Genomic DNA, 21,741 nt, shown 5'->3' on the forward strand with positions numbered 1-21,741 from the left:
AGATGAGAATACTAAGCGGAATGAGACCAACAGGTAAATTACATATTGGACACCTTTTTGGTGCATTACAGTCTTGGGTAAAGCTTCAAAATGAAGGCCATGAATGTTTTTACTTTGTAGCAGATTGGCATGCTCTAACAACACATTATAACGAAACAGATGAAATAGTTAAAAATTCTGTTGAACTTGTTAAATCATACCTTGCTGTGGGAATTGACCCAGAAAAATCTACAATATTTATCCAATCAGAAATAAAGGAACATGCAGAACTTACACTTTTGTTCTCCATGTTTGTCTCTGTATCAAGGCTTGAAAGAGTTCCAACATACAAAGAAATAAAACAACAATTGAAAGATAAAGATTTATCAAACGCTGGATTTTTAATATATCCCGTTCTTCAAGCATCTGATATACTCATTTACCTTGCTGAAGGAGTACCGGTGGGAGAAGATCAAGTTTATCATATTGAACTTACAAGAGAAATTGCAAGAAGATTTAACTATCTTTATAAAGAAGTCTTTACAGAACCTCAACCTATTCTATCAAAGGTTCCAAAACTTCTTGGAACTGATGGCAGAAAAATGAGCAAAAGTTATGGAAACATCATACCACTTATTACAGAAGAAGAAAATTTAAAAAAGATGGTCATGCCTATGGTAACTGATCCTGCAAGAAAAAGAAGAACAGACCCTGGAAATCCCGAAAATTGTCCAGTATGGAATTATCACAAAGCTTTTGGAATAAGTGATGAAGAAGCTGAATGGGTAAAAGATGGGTGTACAACCGCAAAAATTGGTTGCGTAGATTGCAAAAAACTCTTGCTAAAAAATATGAAAGAAAAACTGGAACCTATTTGGGACAGGTATAATACATTAACAGATGACTATGTTAGGAATGTTATAAACGATGGAAATCAAAAAGCAAGAAATGTTGCAAGAAAAACCATGGAAAAAGTAAGAGATGCCATGAAACTTGATTATAAATTCTTGAGGAAGTGATAACAATGAAAACTTTTTTATCAACAGAATTGTGGAATGAAATTATACTATCAACTATTACTATAATTCTTTCGTATTTTATATACAAATATTTAGATAAATTTATACAAAAATCTTTAAAGGCATTTGGTAAAGACGTAAAAGCTCCAAAGACGATACGTTTTTTCATTGGATTAATTGTTTCTGTTTTTGCAATATTAGTACTTTTAAGTATCTGGAATATTGATTTATTACCTTACATTACTGGACTTGGAATCTCTGGGATTATTATTGGACTTGCATTGCAGGAACCCCTTACAAACTTTGTATCTGGTATACTAGTTATGACAACAAGAAAATTATTTGAAGGAGAAGTTGTAGACGTTAACGGAATAAGCGGAATAGTAGACCAGATAAAAATCAACCACAGTTACTTAAAAACATTTGATGGAAAATTGGTTCTTATTCCCAACAAAAATGTTTGGAGTGGAACAGTAACAAAATTCTGGCCAGGTCCAGTAAGAAGAGTAACCATGGATGTAGGTGTATCATATGACTGCAATCTTGAAACCGTAATACAATTGTTACATAAAGCCATAGATGAAGAAGCACTTGTTGTAAAAGATGGTGTTAGTAACTTTATAGCTTTCAAACAATTTGGTTCAAGTTCAATTGACTTTACAGTATACTTTTGGGTAGAAAGAAATTCATATTTTGATGCGGTTAATGCTCTTGCAATGAGAATAAAAAAGATTTTTGACGAGCATAATATAGAAATTCCATTTACACAAATTGATATTCACACAAAATAATTTTTTATTTTTTTTTATTTTTATGGTAAAATTTATTATGTAAAATTCAATTAAGTTAAAAATAATTTAACTTTAGGAGGTGTTATTTATGTTTAGGAATATGTCCATTAAATCTAAACTGTGGTTACTTATTATTTTAGCATCAGTTGTTCCTCTTGTGATTATTTCAACAGTAGCTATAGTAAATTCATTCCAAGTTGGGAAAGAACTTGGAATGGAATCATTAAAAGCCATTGCCAGGCAAGGTTCTTCAAACCTAGATAACTTTTTAAAAGGGTATATAAACCTTGTTGATTTTCTTTCAACTGATGCAAATGTAATGGGTGCTTATGAAAATAAATACGATGAAGTTACTTGGATGATGAAAACGTTTAAAAATATAAAAGAAAAATATCCCGATGCTCTTTGGATATATATGGGACTTTCCGATAAAAAATTCTACATTTATCCTGAAAGTGATGACCTTCCACCAGATTATGATCCAACAGTACGACCATGGTACAAAGATGCCGTTAAAAACAAGGGAAATGTGGTTATCACTGAACCATATGCAGATGCATCAACAGGTGATATAGTTATAACAGTTGCAAAAGCTGTTGTAGTCAACGGTAAAATCAACGGAGTTGTGGCAATAGACTTTAAAGCATCAGATCTTGCAAAAAAACTTTTATCAGCTAAATATGGAAAAGACGGTTATTCATATCTTTTATCAAGCGATGGAAAAACATTACTCCATTCTGACAACTCCAAAATTGGAAAAAGTGTGGCAAATTTTGATTGGTTTAAAAAGATAAAAGACAAACAAGAAGGTGCAATTGAATATGAATATGAAGGCGTAAAGAAAGTAGTTGGATTTTCTAAAACGGAAAATGGATGGATATTCGCATCTGTTGCACTTCAAAGTGAGGTTAACAAAAAAGCCATCGAGATTATGATAGTACTTATTATCATCTCATTAATTGCTATTACTATTGCATTTGTATTTGGTACAATCACTGGAAGTTCCATTGTAAAACCAATAAACAAACTCGTTGAAATAATTGAAAAAGTAGGACAAGGCGATCTCTCAAATAGAGCAGTTATAACCTCAAAAGACGAAGTTGGACATATGGCAAATGAGCTAAACAAAGCACTTGATAATCTTTCAAATTTAATATCAGAAGTTAACCAAAATTCCGTAAAACTAAACAAAAATGCAGAAAAACTTTCAGCACTTTCAGAAGCACAGGAAGAAGAAGTTACAACACTTACCCAAAACATCGAAGAAATAAATTACGAAATTCAAAATGCTTCATCTGCAATTGAAGAAACAACAAGTGGTGTGGAAGAGGTTGCAGCAAGTGCACAAAATGTCTCTAAAACATCTCAAGATTTAACTGAAAAAGCAACAGAAGTATCACACGCAGCTAAAAATAGTGAAAAAGCAATAGATACAATTAATAAAATCATAAATAATATCATGGATAAATCCCTTTCTATGTCAGAAAAGGTTGATTTACTATCAGATAATGCAAAAAACATTGGAGAAATTGTTGAAACCATTTCCAGTATCGCAGAACAAACAAACTTACTTGCACTCAATGCTGCAATAGAAGCAGCAAGAGCAGGTGAGGCAGGAAAAGGTTTTGCCGTTGTTGCAGACGAAATTAGAAAATTGGCAGAGGAAAGTAAGATTGCAACGGATAAAATAACCTCAATCTTAAAAAACATACAAAATGGTTCTGAAGCTGTGAGAAAAGAAACAGACGACATGGTTGAAATTGTTACAAATGCAAGTAAAGAAAGTGAGAATGTAACAGTAAACCTCAGAGGTATACTAGCGCAAATTTCTGATATTTCAGGAATGATTGAAAATCTAGCCGCAATAGCCCAAGAACAAAGTGCTGCAGCAGAAGAAATGGCAAGTGCCATGGATGTTGCAAGTAGAAATATAACAAGTGTTGCAGAAAAAATGGAAACAGTTGTCGAAACAGCCAAAATGCAACTTGAAAAAACTACCGAAGTTAAGAATGCAGGTGATGAACTATCTGAAATCTCTAAAAAGCTGTACGATGAAGTTCAAAAATTTAAATTCTAAATATATTAATCCTCCGCAAATTGTGGACTTACCCCCGAAAGTAAAACAGATAAAAAAATAACTATACACATTTCAAACAGCATGGTTTCGGTATTCCACCGGAGCCATGTTTTTTAATCTTGCTTGGTATCTTTCTTCATTGTAGAATCGTATATATTCTTCTATTAGCTTTTTGTATTCTTCTTTTGTTTTTTCCCCATTTATTCTTACTACTTCTTCTTTAAGATGACTGAAAAAACTTTCTGCTGGTCCATTGTCTTGTGGTACACCTTTTCTTGACATGCTTTGGATTATTCCTTTTTCTTTTAACATCTTTGCTGTCAACATATGTGTGTATTAAAATCCTCTATCTGTATGTAATATACCTCCTTTTCTATATTTCCCACTTTTTAACCATCTCTTTATTGTATTATCTACTAGTTACAGATTATTATTTTCACCTATTGAATATTCTATTATTTCATTATTATACAAATCCTGAATTATTATCAAATACAATTTTCCATCAATTGTTTTTATTTGTGTTATATCACTTACAAACTTTTCAAACGGTCTTTTGCTTTTGAAGTTTCTTTTGAGTTTGTTATCTGCTATATATTGTGCTTGTTAATTTGCGTATGTGATTCTTTTTTCTTATTCTTGCATACAGCCCCATCTCGATATACTTTCTTGTGATTTATTTTCCTTCCTTTCCTATTTAATACCATTGTTATTCTACTATATCCGTATATCCCTTTGCATTTGAAGTATATATCTTTGATTTCTTCTTTAAGTTATCTTTATCTTTTCGTTTCATTGCTCGGTAATACGTACTCTTTGAAATACCTGATATCTTACACAGTAATTCTAAACCAAATCTTTCTTTCAATTCATTCATTACTTCAATTTTTTTACTATTTCCTTCCTCAAGAATTTTTTCATCAAAAGCTTTAAATAAGCATTTTCAGCTCGTAATCTTTCCATCTCTTCTTCAAAAGATTCTTTCTTTGGTTTACCTCTTTTACATTCTGCTTCACCATACAAAAGATAATTCTTAATCCAAAGACGAACTCTATCTGGCGAAATACCCAAAAGAGAAGCAATAGTCTTCTTAGGAAGATTTTCTTCAATGAAAAGTTTAACAACCTGATATTTTAGCTCAGAAGGATACTTTTTGAATTTTTGCCCTTTCTTCGTCAATGAAAAACACCCCCAAAAGATTTTATCACTTCCGGGGGTGTTTTTTATTTCGTCCCTTTCCTTGGGTTCAGTGCAATTGCGGAGGATCTTTTTTTTTAGTTTTTTCATATTTTTCCGATAAATATTTGGGAGGTGTGATAATGGATATAAAAAAAATAGGTGGATATGGATACATTCAAGGAATTAACAAGAAACATATAGAAAAAATAAATAGGAAGGATTTTAAAGCTTCTGACTTTTCCTCTTCTTTGGAAATAAAAAAGTTACTAAAAGATGCCAAGGAAATTCCCGAAGTAAGGCAAGAATTAGTTGATAAACTAAAAGACGCTATTAAAAATGGCACATTTAAGGTTGACCCAGAAAAAATTGCAAAATCCATATTAGGAGGATAAAAAATGAAAGAAATACTAGAAAAACAAATTGAATTATTGGATAAAATAATTTTATCTTTTAAAGATGCACAAACATCATTAATAAAAAAAGAAATACAAAAACTTTCAAAAAACATAGCATGTGTTGAGGAATATTCGTTTGAATTTGAAAAACTAGAGGAGTTACTAACAGACAAAGTAAGAAAATCGGGATTCCCCTCCATTTATCAGTACGTTAATAGCCAAAACGATAAAAATTTATCGTTTTTATTGGCAAAACTTGTAGAAAAATTAAACGAACTTTCTCTAGTAATGACAAACTTTAAAGAGATGTTGGATTTTGAAAATAACTACTTTGAATTTGTTAAATCTTTATTTTCAAATAATACTACATCTACCTATTCAAAAAACGGATACGATAAAGGTAATGCAAATCTATTTAACAAATCCTACTAAGGAGTGGTCAAATGCCAGATATTAGTCTATTTGGTGCGTTAAACACCGGACTTTTGGGTATTTATACAAGTAAACTTGCAATGAACGTTGTATCTCACAATATAGCAAATGCAAATACACCTGGTTTTTCAAGACAGGTGCCTATAATCCGTACAATGCCTCCTATACCAGCAACAACGCTGACACAACCTTCTGTTCCACTACAAATTGGAACTGGCTCAAAGGTAAAAGATATAAAAAGAATAAGAGATCAGTTTTTAGACATCCAATACAGGCAAGTTAACAATAAATACAACTATTGGGATTCGATTACTTCAAATCTTCATTTTATAGAACAACTTTTGGCGGAACCTGGAGACTCAGGAATTAGATATTTATTTGATTCCATGTGGTCAGGTATGGAAGAAATTATTACAGATCCAACCAATAGTGCTGCAAAAAGGGAATTAGTAAGTAGAGCAGAAGAGTTTGTGAAAAATATAAAAGATTTGTATTTCAGACTTGAACAGCTTAGGGAAGACCTTGATTATGAAATATCGCAAAGGGTTGAACAGATAAATTCCATGGTGAAAAGACTTGCTGATATAAATGCAAAAGTAAGACTGTCGGTTGCGTTAAAATCTACACCTAACGACTTGCTAGATGAGAGAGATAGAATTTTAGATGAGTTATCCACACTTGCAGATATTTATTACACAGAAGATGCATCAGGTCAAATTACGCTTAGAATAGGAGATCAAATTGTACTTACCGGTAGTGACATCAATAAACTTAGAGCACTAGAAAGACCTTATGGAAAAGGCTTTAAAGAAATTTTTGTAAGCAATTCAAAAGTTGACATACACGATGGTAGTATTAAAGCTGCATTGGATTTAAGAGACAAGATAATAGTAAAATACATGAATAGATTGGACGAGTTTGTTCTCTATCTAACCGATAAATTCAATTTAACACACAGAGATGGGTTCAACAAAGACGGTAGCGTAACAGGTTTGGATTTTTTCTCACAAATTGAGGCGGATAATATTGAAAACTCTGTATTGTTTAGAATAGCGGGAAGTAAAAGAGTTGAAGGTGGGCCAATAAACTATATCTCCGGCATGTCAAATAGAAACAATGTTAACGATATAACCACTAAACAATTTATCGATCAAGGGTCTATAGTTTTCTTTGATGGCTCCTTAAACACAACCGCCATTTCTGTTAATTCCGGTGATACCATACAAGATTTTATGAATTATGTTTCATCTGCAGGACTTTGGTTTAACTTCGAAACAGCTTTACATAATGGTTCAACCTATTTACTTCGCATGACAAGCTCTTCAAATCTAAAGAACACATTAGCACTTGATTTTAATGGAAATATGTTTAATACAATGGGCTTTGATACTAAAGATGTAAACATATTCGTAATAAACCAATCTGAATTTAATGTTCAAGATGGAACATACAAGATAAAAATAGACGGTGTTGAAGCAAACATAACAATAAATTCTGGATACACTTTAAACGACCTGGCAAATGACTTAAATGCAAATTTCTCCTCAAGTATTAGGGCTTTTATCCATAATAACAAATTGTTGATTTTACCTACAAAATCAAAAGAATTTGACATAAACAGATTGGAAATTCAAGACACTGATGGTTTACTCACACAAGCAAATTTGCATATTGAAACATACAAGGCCTTGAATACGGAAAAAGAAACTTTGGATAACATACTTAACAGGACTGATCCATTTAAAATAACAATTGGTGCTACGGAAATTGAAATAGATCCCACACAACTTACTTTAAAAGATTTTGTAGCTAAACTAAACGAAGCTGGAACTGGAATTTTATTTGATATAACCCCACACAACAAAGTTGTAATTAGAGGTACAAGATCCATGAACTTTAAAATTGACAAAACTATAAAGGGACCTGAAGAATTATTTGTGAAGCTTGGATTTATCGATGCAGACAGTGATCCAACAAATGACTGGAATGAAAATTACATCTTCCTAAATCCATTTGACGAACCTAAAACATTAAGAGAAAGATTTTCAAAAGCAGATACACTTTTTGTGGATAAAATAATAACAAACGAACCCTTTAGATTTGTTGAAAAATTCAAAGTAAATTCCACAGTTTCTTCAAATCCGGAAACAATAGCAGTAGATTACGGAATTATAAGTGATAATACAAATTGGGATGCAAAGGTATTTAACCCAACAGGACAGGCAAATACAACAATCATGGAATATCTATCTTCAATGAGATTTGAAAAAATTTTAAATGACGGTAGAGAAAGTTTTGCAGAATACCTTGGTGGAATAGTTGCGGAAATGGGTGTTGAAGGAGAAACGGCAATGAAAATGAAAAATAATACAGATATAGTAATGAAGGATATAAGTAATGAACGAGAAAGAGTTAAGGGTGTTTCTCTGGATGAAGAAATGGCTAATATGATTAAATTTCAACATGCTTTTAACGCATCAGCACGTGTAATGACAGCAGTAGATGAAATGATAGGAAGGGTAATAGACAAATTAGGTGTAGTTGGAAGATAGGAGGTAATAACATGAGAATAACTAATGGAATGATAAATGAAAGAACTCTATTTAACATACAACACAGTCTGTATAGGATAAGTAAATTACACGACAAACTTTCTTCAGGAAAAGAAATCTCATACCCAAGCGATGATGCAGTGATTGCAACACGTGCATCTAACATCTCAAGTAGAATTAGAGAACTAAAACAATTCAAAAGAAATGTAGACCACACTCAAAATTTTGTAAATATATATGATTCAACTATACAAGAACTAACGAATGTTTATCACAGAATAAAGGAATTAATCGTAAGAGGAGCAAATGGAGTAAATGACGTTGCAGAACGGGAATCTATTGCACAAGAACTTGAAAAACTAAAAGAACACATGGAAGATATAGCAAATACACAATTAGGTGGAGAATATATTTTTGGAGGTGCAAGATCCGATTTAAAGCCCGTTGAAAACGGTAAAATTCAAACCCCACCTGAGGCTGATATAAAAAGAAAAATAAATGTACTAGGATTTAAAATAGAATATGGTGTTACAGTATACGATGTATTTAAATTGGAAAATGGCAAAGATGCATTTACAGTTGTGGATGATGCAATTAAAGCATTAAGAGAAGGAAACTCTTTAAAACTTTCAAACATTACACTAAAAGAAGTAAATCAACTTGAAACATCAACAATGGAGGTTTTTGCACAAATTGGTGCTAATTCAAGAACTTTAGAACTTGTAAATTCTAGGATAACCGACATAGATACATTTATGACAGAATATCTTTCAAAAGAACAAGATGCAGATTTAACAAAGGTATTAACTGATCTTTCCATGCAACAATCTGTCCTACAAGCTGCGTTAAAATCCGCAGCTCAAGTACTACAAAAAACGTTGGTTGATTTTGTACAATGATAAAGTTACCACCATTTGATAAAAATCTTGGTAAAGATATTAAAACTATTGACATAGATGGCCACAAACCGACACATGCATCGGTATTGCTTTTGTGGTATTCAAAACCAACAAAAGATATCAAAAAAGCTTGTGAGCTTGGGACTGGAACTGGTTTTGTATCTTTTGGACTTGAAAAATACTACTCCCTTGAAGTTGTCGGTGTAGAAGTCATAAAAGAATTGTACACAAACGCAAAAAAGGCTATTGAGTTGAATAATTCCAAAAAAGTTAGTTTTTTTAACATAGATGTCAGAGAAATTAAAAAGCAATTTGTTGCAGAAAACTTTGATATGGTTGTGTTTAACCCCCCATTTCACTTTTCTTCTTCCTCAAACAAAAAAATCAGAGAAATTTCTAGAAAGGCATCAAATGAGCTTCTTGAGTCATTTGTAAAAGCTGCTTCGTATCTTTTAAGAAACAAAGGTACTTTTGTAACTATTATTTCTCCATATATACTTTCCGTTTACTTTACCATTCTCTCAAAAAACAAATTAAATCCTCAACAAATGTGCATTGCATACGGAAAAAAGGGTAAACTCGTTCTTTTAAGGGGTAAAAAAAATGGGGGGATACACCTTGAAATTGATCTCCCCGTATTTTTATATTAATTTTATGATAAAATAACACTGAAGGTGAGAATGTGAAAATCCTATTTTTCTTGTCCCTATTATTAGTTATTTTTTATATAATTTCACTTTTTTTCTTTCCATTTATCGAATTTTTTGAGTTAAAGATTATGGATTTGTTCTACAGATTAAGAGGTACAATGAATATAAACCCAAATGTTGTCGTCGTAGGAATAGATGAATATTCTCTAACATCACTTGAGGCACAAAACGATGTTTGGCCATGGTCAAGACATCATTATGGAAAAGTGGTAAAAAATCTGTTTGATGCTGGAGCAAAAGTCATATTGTTCGATATATCTTTTACCGAAGAAGATGAAATAAATCCAAAATATGATAATTATCTTGCAAGTATTCTTTCTGTTTATAAAAAAATAGTCTTAGGAAGTTATCTAATAAACGAAAAGGAAACATACGAAAAATATAATCAAAAAATTAAAGAAAAATTGGAAAAAAATACAACTTATTTTAACTATATATACAAAATGAAAAATTTCAAAAATCTAAATTACATAACTCCCATTGAAATTTACAAGGTTAGACCTCCTATTCTAAAATTCTCATCACTTGTTCCATCGGCAACATATGAAATTGGTGAAATTGACATCGACGGTGTGGTAAGAAATATTCCGTTATTCTTCAAAGAAAAATGGGCAGAAGAAAAAGGTCTTTCTTCGGGATTTTTACCCCACATGGATATTTTAGCCATCTCTTTGTATCTAAATGCCAATTTAAAAAATCTAATTGTGGACTTTAAAGAAAGGTATGTTTACACAGGAAGCAAAAAAATACCATTTGATTCAAATGGCCTTTTTCGATTATTCTATTATGGGAAAAATGTATTTCCAGAAGTTTCTTTTTATGACATTGAAATAGGCAATTTCGACAAAAGTTTGTTTAAAGATAAAATAGTAATAATTGGATATACAGCAACAGCAAAAGGACTTTATGATCTAAGAATCACACCATTTTCTAACAACACACCAGGTGTTTACATACACGCCACAGCAATAGAAAACATGATAAATGGTGATACGTTAAAAAGAATTCCCGTTTGGTTAAAACTAATTGTACTGTCCTTACTACTAACATTTGTACTTATATTTTCAAAATCTAAAAATATAAAAATAAATCTTATTTCATTTCTCTCAGTACCATTGATCTTAATCATGTCATACACGTTCTTTTTAAATAAGATTTACGTAGATAACTTTTACTCAATTCTTTCAAGTCTAATAATATCAACGACAAATATTTCAAAAAACCTCATTAAGGAAAATAGGGAAAAAAAGAAAATAAAAGAGTATCTATATAGATATGTTCCAGATAATGTTGCAGAATTGTTAGTAAAAAAAGGTAAAATAGAATTAGGTGGTGAAGAAAAAAATATCGTTGTAATATTTTCAGATATAAAAGGATTTACATCACTGTCTGAAAAAGTTTCTCCTGGAGAATTAGTTAAAATCCTAAATGATTATCTAACAAGGATGAGTAATGTAATTAGAAACAAATACAACGGTACAATAGATAAATTTGTCGGTGATGCAATAATGGCAATTTTTGGTGCTCCAATAGAGTATGGCAATGAAATTGAACGGGCATTAAAATGTGCTCTTGACATGAGAATGGAATTGGAAAAATTTAACAAAGAAAAACAACTAAATCTTGACAGTGGAATAGGCATACATTTTGGTCCTGCAATTGTTGGAAATATTGGCGCACCATTTAGAATGGATTATACATCGATTGGTGATACAATAAATACGTGCTCTAGGATAGAACATCTAACAAGGGAAATTAATGCAAATATAATAGTTTCAGAAAATGTGTACAAGCTTTCAGAGAAAAAGTTTGAATATGAATATCTTGGTGAATACAAAGTTAAAGGCAAAAGTAGACCTCTGAAACTATATAAATTAAAGGGTGAAAAACATGTTTAAAAACATCGTAGTAGATAATATAGGAAAAAAAGGGAAAAAGTTACTTTTAAAACTAAATATAAATAATCACAATGTGGAATTTTACGATGAAATTAACATAGATTCCATATACTTTTTATCGAATTATCTTGGTGTATTTGATCCTAAATTTATTACCCCAATCCTTCCTAAACTTTTAAATTCAAATGACCTTAACGAATCTCTAGATTTACTTAAAAATTACTGGAATTTAGAAAAAATTACTTTATCTGATTCTGTAATGGAAATAAGGTTTGAAGAAAATAACTTTTATTTTCCAATAAAAAGTAAATCATCCGGAAAACTGGGAACTTTGATATTCAAAGGCGTTTCTGAAAATTTTATTGTAAATTTTCTTTCTATTTCAGATACAATAACTTCCATTCTTGAAGGATTAATCATTCAAAAAAGGATATCCATAACCTTATCAGACACAATTGACGCACTTTCAGAAGCTTTAGCAAAAAGGAGAAACATAGATAAAAAAATAAAAAGTATCATCGAAGAAAAAATTATGAATTTAGGTAAAAAATTTGGTTTCAATGAAAGCTTATTAAAACTCTGTGCAAAGATTTACGATATAGGTATGATAGGAATCCCAGATGATAAAGCAGATACAACCGGCAAGCATATAAGATATGGATACGAAATACTTAGCAAAATTGAAAACATTCCTCAGGAACTACTAGATGTTGTAAAATATCACCATGAAAAATTAGATGGAAGCGGTCCTTTAAAAATTACAAACGTTCCATTAATAGCACAAATTGTTGGGATTGTTGTTGAAGTTATAGAAAATAACGCCTCAATAGACTCCCTTGAGGGAAAGTACGATCCAAAACTTTTAAAGGAGCTTAAACATGGATAAATTCATTCATCTTTTCTTAGGCCATCTCTTTGGTGATTATGTTTTTCAAACAAAATGGATTGCCACAAAAAAACAAAAGGAAATCAAGGTACTCTTGGTGCACATATTGATAATTTTCTTAAGTCAAGTCTTTTTCTACCTTGGAAGGGGATTTAACCTGAAAATCTTATTTTGTTTGTTAATTTTATCAACTGTTCATTTTTTTATAGATCTTATTAAATTCATAAATAACGAAAAAACATTTTTTAAATCACATACCTATTATCTAATAGATCAACTATTACATTTTATATCTTTATTCATCGTTACCACTTTTATTCCTCCAAATAGCTTTTTCTTTCCAAAAAAATTATCAGTTATCCTTATTTCAGCTGTATTTAACGCATACTTTTTAGGAATATACAGCTTTTTCTTAAAAAACAACAAAATTTACCAAAGAGATTTATTGGGGTATATTATAAGAGGAAGTTTTCCAATATTTTACCTTTTTGGTCTAACTACATACTCAATATACACATTAGTAACTGGAGTATATTCTATATATTTTCTAAAAAAGCATCAGGTAATTTCTTGGGCACTTTCCACAATATTTACAATGATATTTTTGGAGGTGATGTTATGAAAAAGATAATCTTCTTTTTCCTAACTTTATCCACTTTAATATTCTCAGAATTAACTATAATCCCAGATGCAACACAGATTTATATAGGTGAAGAGGTGGGAATAAAAATTTTATCAGATGAAAGGGTATACGTAGAATTTAATTTAGGTGGCTTTGAAGATCCCGAAATCATCTTTGATGGAACAGAAAAAGAGTATGTAAAATATATAGCTCCACTAATTGAATCGAGCGATACCTTAGTCTTTAAAACTTCAAAAGAAGAGAAAAAAATTACGCTTTACTTTGTAAAAAAAGAAGAGAAAACATTACCAAAAGCATTTGCAAAGGTAAATGATTTCTTTGGAAATGTCGCTATAAAAAAACAAGATGTATGGGAACCAATTACAACTAACACAATAATAGAAGAGGGCGATGAAATACTTACAATGTCGAATTCATTTCTTGAAATACTTTTTCCAGATGGAAGTATATCGAAAATTATGGAAAATTCACAAGTATTTGTTGAAAAACTTAGATACAAAGAAAAAATTGATGTAGTATTAAATTTAAAAAAGGGAGAAAATTACAACATAATACAAAAATTTCTCGTTTCAGGTTCATCGTTTAAGGTTAAAACCTCAAGTGTTACCGCTGGAGTAAGAGGTACAAGATTTTCCGTAATAAACAAAGATGGTAGCACAAATATCATTACATTTGATGGGGTGGTTTTTGCCTATTTCAACAATGGCAAGATAATACCTGTAAAACAAGGATTCTCTTTATCATCGTTTGAAAAACCAACAAAAAATACCATTCCAGAAAACAAATTTGAAAAACCAAAAATAAAAAAAGAAGAAAAAACTAAAACTGAAGAAAAAGAAACAAAAGAAACAAAATCACAAGAAATTCCACCTATTTCTATAGAACCGGTTAATAAAAATGGTATAGACTATATGATATACTCAATATCGCCAGAATTTAACCTTGGAATAATCACATTAGGTATTGGATTTACAGCATATTCAACTGAGGTTGGAGGAACACTATACTATGGGCTACCCTCTTCAAGCCCAAGCACGAATATAATTAATGCATTTACAATTAATTCTGTGTCGTTATCACTATTTGGTGCTACATTAAGATATGGAAACATGTTTCCAGTATCACTTGCCATGGGTTTTACCACACGCGATTATTATAATTATCCTGCAAAGGCATTTGATATCGCATATGAAAATGAGTTAATATATCTATTTTTACACCTTCCATATGAACTATCTAAGATTTTTCCCTTTGAATTCAATAGTTCTGATTCCGTGTTCTTAGGGGAGTTTGCATTAAAATACAATCTCCCATTAATTGGAACATCCAAAATCGGTGTCTCTATAACCTACGATTTTGAAGCAAGTAATACGTATGTTATAAATGAAGCAACACCTATTAATTCAGCATTTAGTCTATTTGTAAAAAAACAACTAATAGATAATGTAGATTTGGGTATAGAACTTTCAATAGAAAATGGTGAAAAAATAGCTTACGGACTTTTTTCAGGAATTTACGGTAAATTGGGATTTGTAAACATCACAGGAGGGATCTATTACCACCTAGATGGATTTATTCCTTACTATTTTAGTAGGAATTATTTATATTTAAAAAACAACAAATCTCTTCCTTCCATGTCTAATGATAGTACATTTGGGTATCTTTTGGGATTTGATTTTGAAACTCAATATGCCGCTGGTAGATTTTATCTGTATGGATTTGATCCCAAATTAGAAGGAGAAGGAAGGGTAATAATTCCATCATTCGGTGCGTTTAGTGGTCTTTTTGTAACCGCATATTATTATGATCCTACACCATTTGTCAACGGATTCTTAAGCTTAGATACTACAACATATATAAAAATTACCTATCCACTTGTAGGAGAATCACTTACTGGTGGTATAATATTAAGTTGGAATGGGTATGAATGGGTAGAAAATGTAATTTTTGGTGCAGAAATTTGGAGGTGAGCATTTGTACGCACCTTATTGGATTCTTGGAATAGAATACAAAAACACATTGAAAGGAAAAAAAAGTAAAATCACTCATAAAATTGGAAATATTACCTTTTACCTTTTAAGCGACAGATTTAATCTAGATATATTAGAATCAATAGCCAAAAAAATAGGAGAGGTAAATATACTTGAAGATTTCGAAAGAATACCATTCATCGCCGCAAATTTAAACAGCAGTATTAGGCTTTCTACATTGCTAAAAAAAATACAGGATAATATATGTACATTAATTGACGCAGAAGCAGCATCAGTTTTGCTATACAAAGATAACCACCTAAAATTTCTATCAACCGTTGGGAAAGCAAGTGGAAAAATTGAAAGTATACCAGTTCCCATGAAATCTATTGCTGGAACAATTTTTCTGGAAGAAAAAACCTTAATATTTAACGATATGACAAAAGCACCACACTTTAAGGGTGTAGATAAGGCAGCAAAGTTTCAAACAAAAAATATTGTAGGAGCACCCATATATTCAGGCGAAAACAAAGTAGGAGTGCTTGAAGTACTAAATAAAAAAGAGGGTTTTTCCAAAAAAGATGCGTTGCTTGTCGAAGAATTTGCAAAGCTTATTGGAAAAAAATTACTCAGTACTTGGGAACTTGAAAAAATGAGTAATTTGTTTAAAAGTATCATCTTATCATTTGTAACTATGATAGATAAGAGGGATAAATATACCCACATGCACTCAAGTAACGTTGCAAAAATCTCAAGAGCAATTGGTGAAAAAATGGGGCTTTCTGAAAGTTTGTTAGAACAACTCGAATATTCTGCTATTGTACACGATATAGGAAAGATAGGTATACCAGATTTCGTTCTTTTAAAAAAAGGAAAATTAACAGATGAAGAATATAAGATAATTCAATCACATACAATTATTGGTGCCGAAATTCTCTCACGAATAAGGTATACCAATAAAAATATTATTTCCGGTGCACTAGAACATCATGAAAGACTAGACGGAAGTGGGTACCCATACGCAAAAAAAGATGGTGAAATAAGTCTCTTCGGAAGGATTATTGCCCTTGCTGATGTATACGATGCACTTACGGCAAAAAGACCATACAAAGAACCTTGGTCAAAAGAAAAAGTTTTAGCAATACTAAAAAACGACAGTGAAAAAGGAAAATTTGATAAAAAAATCTTTGAGGTATTAGAAAAAATAGCCCCATGAAAGGGGCTATTTCTTTGGCTGGGAGGGGTGGATTCGAACCACCACTGGCGGATCCAGAGTCCGCAGTCCTGCCGTTAGACGACCTCCCAAGGCATATTAATTTTATCACATTTGATGATAAAATCAAGATTAGGAGGTGAAAATAATGAGCATTTTAAAAGTACTTGGTCCCATTATGGTTGGACCTTCAAGTTCTCATACACTTGGTGCAATAAAAATTGCACGATTTGTACATAAATTAATAGGTGGGATACCAGAAGAAGTACAGTTTCTACTTCACGGTTCATTTTCAAAGACATATAGAGGCCATGGTACAGATAGGGCTTTACTTGCAGGTATTATGGGCTTACAACAAGATGATCCAAAAATAAAAAATGCATTCGAAATTGCTAAAGAAAAAAATTTAAAATACTCCTTTAAGGTTACCGACCTTGGAGATGTTCATCCAAATACCGTTAGAATAAAATGTACTAAAGACGGTATATCTCATGAAATAGAAGGATCATCAATTGGCGGAGGAAATATACTAATTACAAGTATTGATTCCGTGCCATGTAATCTTTCCTGGGATTTCGATACCCTTGTTATTGTAAACAAAGATGTTCCCAAAGCATTGGAAAAAATTTTGGAAACAATAAAAGTAAATGTAGCAAATCTATATCTTAGGAGAATCAATGCACTACTTGAAAGGGCTCTTACCATTATTGAATTAGATGAACCCATAGAAAATTTAGCCGAAATCAAAAAACTTTCTTGGGTATATGAATGCTATTTTGTTAGGAGGGATACCAAGTGAACACATGGGTTAAAATAACTGAAATGGCAAATTCCATGCCTTTACATGAAGTTATCCTAACAGTCGAAATGCTCGAAAATGGTTATGACCCAAATGACACTAAACAGAAAATTTCAAAAATCTTAAAAACAATATTAGAAGAATCAAAAAAGCAATACGGACAAAAACAAAAAACACTTACAGGACTCACTGGTGACAATGCATACAAATTTAAAAATTATAAGCCAAAACTAATGGGAAATTTCAACTATGTAGCCACTGTAACAGCTCTTTCAATATCGGAAAGTAACGCTGCAATGGGAAGAATAGCCGCCTGTCCAACAGCGGGATCTTCAGGAATAATTCCTGGTGCTTTTTATGCTTTACACGTGATTTTTAATCCTCCATATGAAAAACTTCTAAATTCATTCATCGTTTCAGGTGGTATTGGGAATATCATCTCAAAGAAGGCACCACTTTCAGGAGCAGCAGGTGGATGTCAAGCAGAAATTGGAAGTGCAGCTGCCATGGCCGCCGGTGGACTTGCTTACTTTTTTTCTGAAAACCCGGAAATCGTTGGAAACGCTGCCGCTCTTGCTCTAAAATCTTTAATGGGACTTGTTTGCGATCCCGTTGGTGGCTTTGTTGAAGTGCCATGTGTAAAAAGAAATGGAAACATTGTAAATCTTGCAATCTCAAGCGCTGAACTTGCTTTAAGTGGCATTAAGAGTACTATCCCCCTTGATGAAGTTATAGACGCAATGTACAAAGTGGGCAAAAGCCTACCAGAATCATTGCGTGAAACAGGAGAAGGTGGCATTGCGGCAACAAAAACAGCTGTCGATTTAGTCAGAAATATAGTGAAAAATTTGCACTAGACATATTTAAACCTAAATATTACATTTTTTCATACCACTACAACTGTTTACAACATCAATTTAACATGTTAAAATTTCATATGAAAAAAATTAAATAAATATTAAAAAAAGGGGGGATAGTATGTTTGATGAAAATGTTGAAAAATTAAAAGAATGGTTATCTGAAAAAAGAACTATTCAAGAATTAAAAGCTATGGCAAAAAACCTTGGGTTAAAGGTCAAAAGAATGATGAAGAAAAAAGAGGTTATAAAGCTATTGGAAAGTTATATAAAACAAAATGAAGAAATTAAAAAACTTGAAAGACCTTCTTCGTCAACTTCTGCTTCTGACAGCATAAAAAAAGAAGACAAATTATCAAAAGAAGAACTTTATCTTCCAAAATCGTACAACAAAAATAAGCTAGTATTAATGCCAGTAAATCCAAACTGGTTACATGCATACTGGGACTATACCAAAGAAACATTTGAAACCCTCAACAAACTTCCAAAAGAATACAGGATTGTTTTAAGAATTTACGATGTAACATTTATAGAATTTACCGGAAATAACGCTCATAGGACTTTTGAAATAAGAATAACTCCTAATATGAGAAACTATTATATAAACGTACCTATACCTAATGCAGATTATTTAGCAGAAATAGGATATATAACACCAGATGGAAATTTTTATTCATTAATTAGATCAAACGTTTGTAAAACTCCACCAAACTCACCAAGTAACAGTACAAGAGAAAAATGGCTTGATTTAAGAAAAAAGAGAAAAATAGTAACTCCTTCCGACGGTGTTTTAGTAAAAGAAGTAGAAACAATACCAGGCTCTATTTTCAAAATTGAAGAAATACAAAATAAGAGTGAACAAATTTGGGAACTATTTAGTAAACTTAGAAGTGGAAGGGGGATATAACTATGCCAAAAGGTAATGTGGTAATGGTTTTACACGCACATTTGCCATACGTTCACCATCCAGATTATGATTTTTTCTTGGAAGAAAATTGGCTTTTCGAAGCAATCACGGAAACATATGTTCCACTTATTAGAATGTTTAAAAGGCTTGAAAATGAAAACACAAAGTTTAATCTTACTATGTCCATTACCCCTCCACTAATGGAAATGCTTGCAAATAAGGATTTGCAAGAAAAATACATAAAAAGAATGACTAAATTAATAGAGCTTGCCAAAAAAGAAGTAGAAAGAACCAAAAATGAACATCCAAAAAAACACAAAATGGCAAAATTCTACCTAGAAGATTTTAAAGAAATTCTTTATATATTCAAAGACGTATACAAAGGCAATATTTTAAATGCTTTTAAAGAATTTTTAGAAAAGGGTAAATTAGATATTATCACTTGTAACGCAACTCACGGTTTTCTTCCTTTTATGGAACAATACCCTCAAGCAATCAGAGCACAGTTAGAACAAGCAATAAAAACATATGAAAGACATCTTGGAAGAAAACCACGAGGAATCTGGCTTGCAGAATCTGCATATTTCTCGGGTCTTGATAAATATCTAAAAGAATATGGATTAGAATACTTTTTTGTGGATTCACATGGATTATGGTATGCCGATGAAAGACCAAAATATGGAGTTTACCGTCCCGTTATTACTCCAAACAACGTGTTTGTATTTGCAAGAGATCCAGAAAGTAGCGAACAAGTTTGGAGTGCCCAAATAGGTTATCCAGGTGATGGGAGATACAGAGAATTTTACCGGGATATAGGTTTTGATAGGGAGTTTGAATATATAAAACCATATATTGATCCTAGCGGAGTAAGGACAAATACTGGCATAAAATATCACAAAATAACAAGTAAAAATGTAAATCTCAATGAAAAAGATTTCTACGACATAGATGATGCCAAAAGCACGGCAAAAGAACATGCAATTGATTTTTTGAAAAAGAAAGAACAACAAGCAACAAAATTGTTAAACTTATTCAAAGGTTTAGAACCCATTATTGTCGCACCTTTTGATGCTGAGCTTTTTGGACATTGGTGGTTTGAAGGTCCCATTTTTTTAGAAGAATTTATGAGAGCTGCATCAAAAAGCAAAAAAATTAGAACTTTAAAAGCGTATGATGTAGTAGATATGATTGAAAAAATACAAATAGTTACACCTGCAACATCAACATGGGGAGCAAATGGTTACAATGAAGTATGGTTAAACGGTACAAATGATTGGATTTACCCTCATCTACATGAAGCTATTGAAAAGATGACTGAAGTTGCAAATATGTACCCTAATCCAGAAAAAAATCCTAAAGAAATAAATGAAGCATTAAACCAAATGGCCAGAGAATTAATGCTTGCTCAATCAAGTGACTGGGCATTTATAATGACTACTCGTACCAGCGTTGATTATGCTGTTAACAGAACCAAAACACATTTGAAACGTTTTCTAGATTTGTACAACATGGTCATTAGTGGTAAAATAGATATGAGAAGAGTTTCACATTACGTATGGCTTGATGACATATTTCCAGATATCGACTATACCATGTACAAGGTATAAAAATTTTTTGTGAGGAGGGATAAAAGTGCCCGCAAAGTATTTTGAAATAAGATGGCACGCAAGAGCCGGTCAAGGTGCAAAAAGTGCTTCTCAAATGCTTGCAGAAGCAGCTTTAGAAATGGGAAAATATGTTCAATCATTTCCTGAATATGGTGCAGAAAGAACAGGGGCACCAATGAAGGCATTTAACCGTGTTTCAGATGAACCAATTTTGATTCACAGTTCCGTTGACTACCCTGACGTTGTTGTCATTATAGATGACACAATGTTAGGACAACCTGCTTTAACTGATGGAACAGATGAAAACACTGTATTTATAGTAAATACAGTAAAAGATGTAGAATACGTCAGGGAAAAATTGGGTGTGAAAGGGAAGATTTGTACAATAGCCGCAACAGATATCGCACTTGAAGAGCTAAAAAGAGGAATTCCAAATACAGTCATGCTTGGTGCAATAGCAAAAGTTACAGGAGTTATTACCCTGGAAAGTGCCGAGCAAAGAATAAGGAAAGCTTTTTCAAAGAAATTCCCAGAAGAGTTAGTTGAAGCAAATGTAAGGGCATTGCGCCGTGGATTTGAGGAGGTGAAGTGCAATGGCTGAACTCAAAGGTTGGAAAGATATACCAATTGGTGGTGTAATTGACAGACCCGCTACCGCTAAAGAATACCAAACTGGAACTTGGAGGGTTATTAGACCCGTACACCAACCAGAAAATTGTATCCACTGTATGATGTGTTGGCTTTACTGTCCCGATCAAGCAATTGTTATTGAAGTTGTCGACGGAAAACCAAAGATGAAGGGTTACAATTACTACTACTGTAAAGGTTGCGGACTTTGTGCAAACGTATGTCCTAAAACAAATGATAAATTACCAGAAGAAAAAAGAGCAATTGTTATGAAACCAGAAACGGAATTCCAAGATTGAGG

Annotated in this window: 23 protein-coding genes and 1 tRNA gene; 19 read left to right on the forward strand and 5 right to left on the reverse strand. The window is 32.0% G+C overall.

Annotation, left to right across the window (positions count from 1 at the left end; all coding sequences use genetic code 11):
- Positions 1–2 precede the first annotated feature (2 nt).
- The 3 genes from trpS (at position 3) to TMEL_RS01705 (ending at position 3,866) form a co-directional block, all read left to right on the forward strand.
- Positions 3–998 carry a tryptophan--tRNA ligase gene (gene trpS, locus TMEL_RS01695; protein WP_012056553.1) on the forward strand — a complete coding sequence of 332 codons (996 nt, stop codon included), beginning with the start codon at positions 3–5 and terminating at the stop codon, positions 996–998.
- A gap of 5 nt (positions 999–1,003) precedes the next feature.
- Complete coding sequence (locus TMEL_RS01700) at positions 1,004–1,789, forward strand: mechanosensitive ion channel family protein (RefSeq protein ID WP_012056554.1); 786 nt, start codon at positions 1,004–1,006, stop codon at positions 1,787–1,789.
- Positions 1,790–1,877: 88 nt separating this feature from the next.
- On the forward strand, positions 1,878–3,866 hold the full coding sequence (locus TMEL_RS01705; protein WP_012056555.1) for a methyl-accepting chemotaxis protein: 1,989 nt from the start codon (positions 1,878–1,880) through the stop codon (positions 3,864–3,866).
- Positions 3,867–3,938: 72 nt separating this feature from the next.
- On the opposite strand, the gene TMEL_RS10445 is transcribed toward TMEL_RS01705, so the two are convergent.
- The 4 genes from TMEL_RS10445 to TMEL_RS10460 form a co-directional block, all read right to left on the reverse strand.
- Positions 3,939–4,193 carry an IS3 family transposase gene (locus TMEL_RS10445; RefSeq protein ID WP_049750423.1) on the reverse strand — a complete coding sequence of 85 codons (255 nt, stop codon included), beginning with the start codon at positions 4,191–4,193 and terminating at the stop codon, positions 3,939–3,941.
- Between the two features lie 263 nt (positions 4,194–4,456).
- Positions 4,457–4,627, reverse strand: coding sequence for an IS3 family transposase (locus TMEL_RS10450; RefSeq protein ID WP_077277104.1), 171 nt, complete (start codon positions 4,625–4,627; stop codon positions 4,457–4,459).
- Positions 4,576–4,743, reverse strand: a complete 168-nt coding sequence (locus TMEL_RS10455) for a hypothetical protein (RefSeq protein WP_012056556.1) — start codon at positions 4,741–4,743, stop codon at positions 4,576–4,578. Before TMEL_RS10455 ends, TMEL_RS10450 begins: the two co-directional genes overlap by 52 nt.
- Positions 4,743–5,045, reverse strand: coding sequence for a transposase (locus tag TMEL_RS10460; RefSeq protein WP_012058085.1), 303 nt, complete (start codon positions 5,043–5,045; stop codon positions 4,743–4,745). Before TMEL_RS10460 ends, TMEL_RS10455 begins: the two co-directional genes overlap by 1 nt.
- 140 nt (positions 5,046–5,185) lie before the next feature.
- On the opposite strand from TMEL_RS10460, the gene flgM reads away from it, so the two are divergent.
- Genes flgM through TMEL_RS01765 form a run of 10 tightly spaced genes read left to right on the forward strand, consistent with a single transcriptional unit; the run spans position 5,186 to position 16,646 of the window.
- Positions 5,186–5,437 carry a flagellar biosynthesis anti-sigma factor FlgM gene (gene flgM / locus TMEL_RS01720; RefSeq protein WP_012056557.1) on the forward strand — a complete coding sequence of 84 codons (252 nt, stop codon included), beginning with the start codon at positions 5,186–5,188 and terminating at the stop codon, positions 5,435–5,437.
- Positions 5,438–5,440: 3 nt separating this feature from the next.
- The gene (locus tag TMEL_RS01725; protein ID WP_012056558.1) at positions 5,441–5,872 is read left to right on the forward strand and encodes a hypothetical protein; all 432 of its coding nucleotides are present in this window, start codon (positions 5,441–5,443) and stop codon (positions 5,870–5,872) included.
- A gap of 11 nt (positions 5,873–5,883) precedes the next feature.
- Positions 5,884–8,424, forward strand: a complete 2,541-nt coding sequence (gene flgK / locus TMEL_RS01730) for a flagellar hook-associated protein FlgK (RefSeq protein ID WP_012056559.1) — start codon at positions 5,884–5,886, stop codon at positions 8,422–8,424.
- 11 nt (positions 8,425–8,435) lie between these two features.
- A complete protein-coding gene (flgL, locus tag TMEL_RS01735) occupies positions 8,436–9,323 on the forward strand; it encodes a flagellar hook-associated protein FlgL (RefSeq protein WP_012056560.1) in 888 nt (295 codons plus the stop codon).
- The gene (locus TMEL_RS01740) at positions 9,320–9,973 is read left to right on the forward strand and encodes a tRNA1(Val) (adenine(37)-N6)-methyltransferase (RefSeq protein WP_012056561.1); all 654 of its coding nucleotides are present in this window, start codon (positions 9,320–9,322) and stop codon (positions 9,971–9,973) included. Before flgL ends, TMEL_RS01740 begins: the two co-directional genes overlap by 4 nt.
- 32 nt (positions 9,974–10,005) lie before the next feature.
- On the forward strand, positions 10,006–11,931 hold the full coding sequence (locus tag TMEL_RS01745) for a CHASE2 domain-containing protein (protein ID WP_012056562.1): 1,926 nt from the start codon (positions 10,006–10,008) through the stop codon (positions 11,929–11,931).
- Positions 11,924–12,817, forward strand: coding sequence for an HD-GYP domain-containing protein (locus TMEL_RS01750; protein WP_012056563.1), 894 nt, complete (start codon positions 11,924–11,926; stop codon positions 12,815–12,817). The genes TMEL_RS01745 and TMEL_RS01750 overlap by 8 nt, the downstream gene beginning before the upstream one ends.
- The gene (locus TMEL_RS01755; RefSeq protein WP_012056564.1) at positions 12,810–13,439 is read left to right on the forward strand and encodes a DUF3307 domain-containing protein; all 630 of its coding nucleotides are present in this window, start codon (positions 12,810–12,812) and stop codon (positions 13,437–13,439) included. Before TMEL_RS01750 ends, TMEL_RS01755 begins: the two co-directional genes overlap by 8 nt.
- Positions 13,436–15,430 (forward strand): FecR family protein, encoded by a 1,995-nt coding sequence (locus TMEL_RS01760; protein ID WP_012056565.1) that lies wholly within the window; start codon positions 13,436–13,438, stop codon positions 15,428–15,430. Before TMEL_RS01755 ends, TMEL_RS01760 begins: the two co-directional genes overlap by 4 nt.
- Positions 15,431–15,434: 4 nt before the next feature.
- Positions 15,435–16,646: an HD domain-containing phosphohydrolase gene (locus TMEL_RS01765; RefSeq protein WP_012056566.1), complete on the forward strand. Its 1,212-nt coding sequence runs from the start codon at positions 15,435–15,437 to the stop codon at positions 16,644–16,646.
- 15 nt (positions 16,647–16,661) lie between these two features.
- On the opposite strand, the gene TMEL_RS01770 is transcribed toward TMEL_RS01765, so the two are convergent.
- Positions 16,662–16,735 (reverse strand) — tRNA-Gln (locus tag TMEL_RS01770).
- Between the two features lie 56 nt (positions 16,736–16,791).
- On the opposite strand from TMEL_RS01770, the gene sdaAB reads away from it, so the two are divergent.
- From sdaAB to TMEL_RS01800, 6 genes are all read left to right on the forward strand, one after another.
- Positions 16,792–17,442 carry an L-serine ammonia-lyase, iron-sulfur-dependent subunit beta gene (gene sdaAB, locus TMEL_RS01775; protein ID WP_012056567.1) on the forward strand — a complete coding sequence of 217 codons (651 nt, stop codon included), beginning with the start codon at positions 16,792–16,794 and terminating at the stop codon, positions 17,440–17,442.
- Positions 17,439–18,299 carry an L-serine ammonia-lyase, iron-sulfur-dependent, subunit alpha gene (sdaAA, locus tag TMEL_RS01780; protein ID WP_012056568.1) on the forward strand — a complete coding sequence of 287 codons (861 nt, stop codon included), beginning with the start codon at positions 17,439–17,441 and terminating at the stop codon, positions 18,297–18,299. Before sdaAB ends, sdaAA begins: the two co-directional genes overlap by 4 nt.
- A gap of 121 nt (positions 18,300–18,420) precedes the next feature.
- On the forward strand, positions 18,421–19,206 hold the full coding sequence (locus TMEL_RS01785) for a DUF4912 domain-containing protein (RefSeq protein WP_012056569.1): 786 nt from the start codon (positions 18,421–18,423) through the stop codon (positions 19,204–19,206).
- Between the two features lie 2 nt (positions 19,207–19,208).
- Positions 19,209–20,813: a glycoside hydrolase family 57 protein gene (locus TMEL_RS01790; protein ID WP_012056570.1), complete on the forward strand. Its 1,605-nt coding sequence runs from the start codon at positions 19,209–19,211 to the stop codon at positions 20,811–20,813.
- Between the two features lie 25 nt (positions 20,814–20,838).
- Positions 20,839–21,414 carry a 2-oxoacid:acceptor oxidoreductase family protein gene (locus tag TMEL_RS01795; protein WP_012056571.1) on the forward strand — a complete coding sequence of 192 codons (576 nt, stop codon included), beginning with the start codon at positions 20,839–20,841 and terminating at the stop codon, positions 21,412–21,414.
- The gene (locus TMEL_RS01800; protein ID WP_012056572.1) at positions 21,407–21,739 is read left to right on the forward strand and encodes a 4Fe-4S binding protein; all 333 of its coding nucleotides are present in this window, start codon (positions 21,407–21,409) and stop codon (positions 21,737–21,739) included. The genes TMEL_RS01795 and TMEL_RS01800 overlap by 8 nt, the downstream gene beginning before the upstream one ends.
- Positions 21,740–21,741 lie beyond the last annotated feature (2 nt).

The organism is Thermosipho melanesiensis BI429 (genome assembly GCF_000016905.1).
GTDB classification, from domain to species: Bacteria; Thermotogota; Thermotogae; order Thermotogales; family Fervidobacteriaceae; genus Thermosipho; species Thermosipho melanesiensis.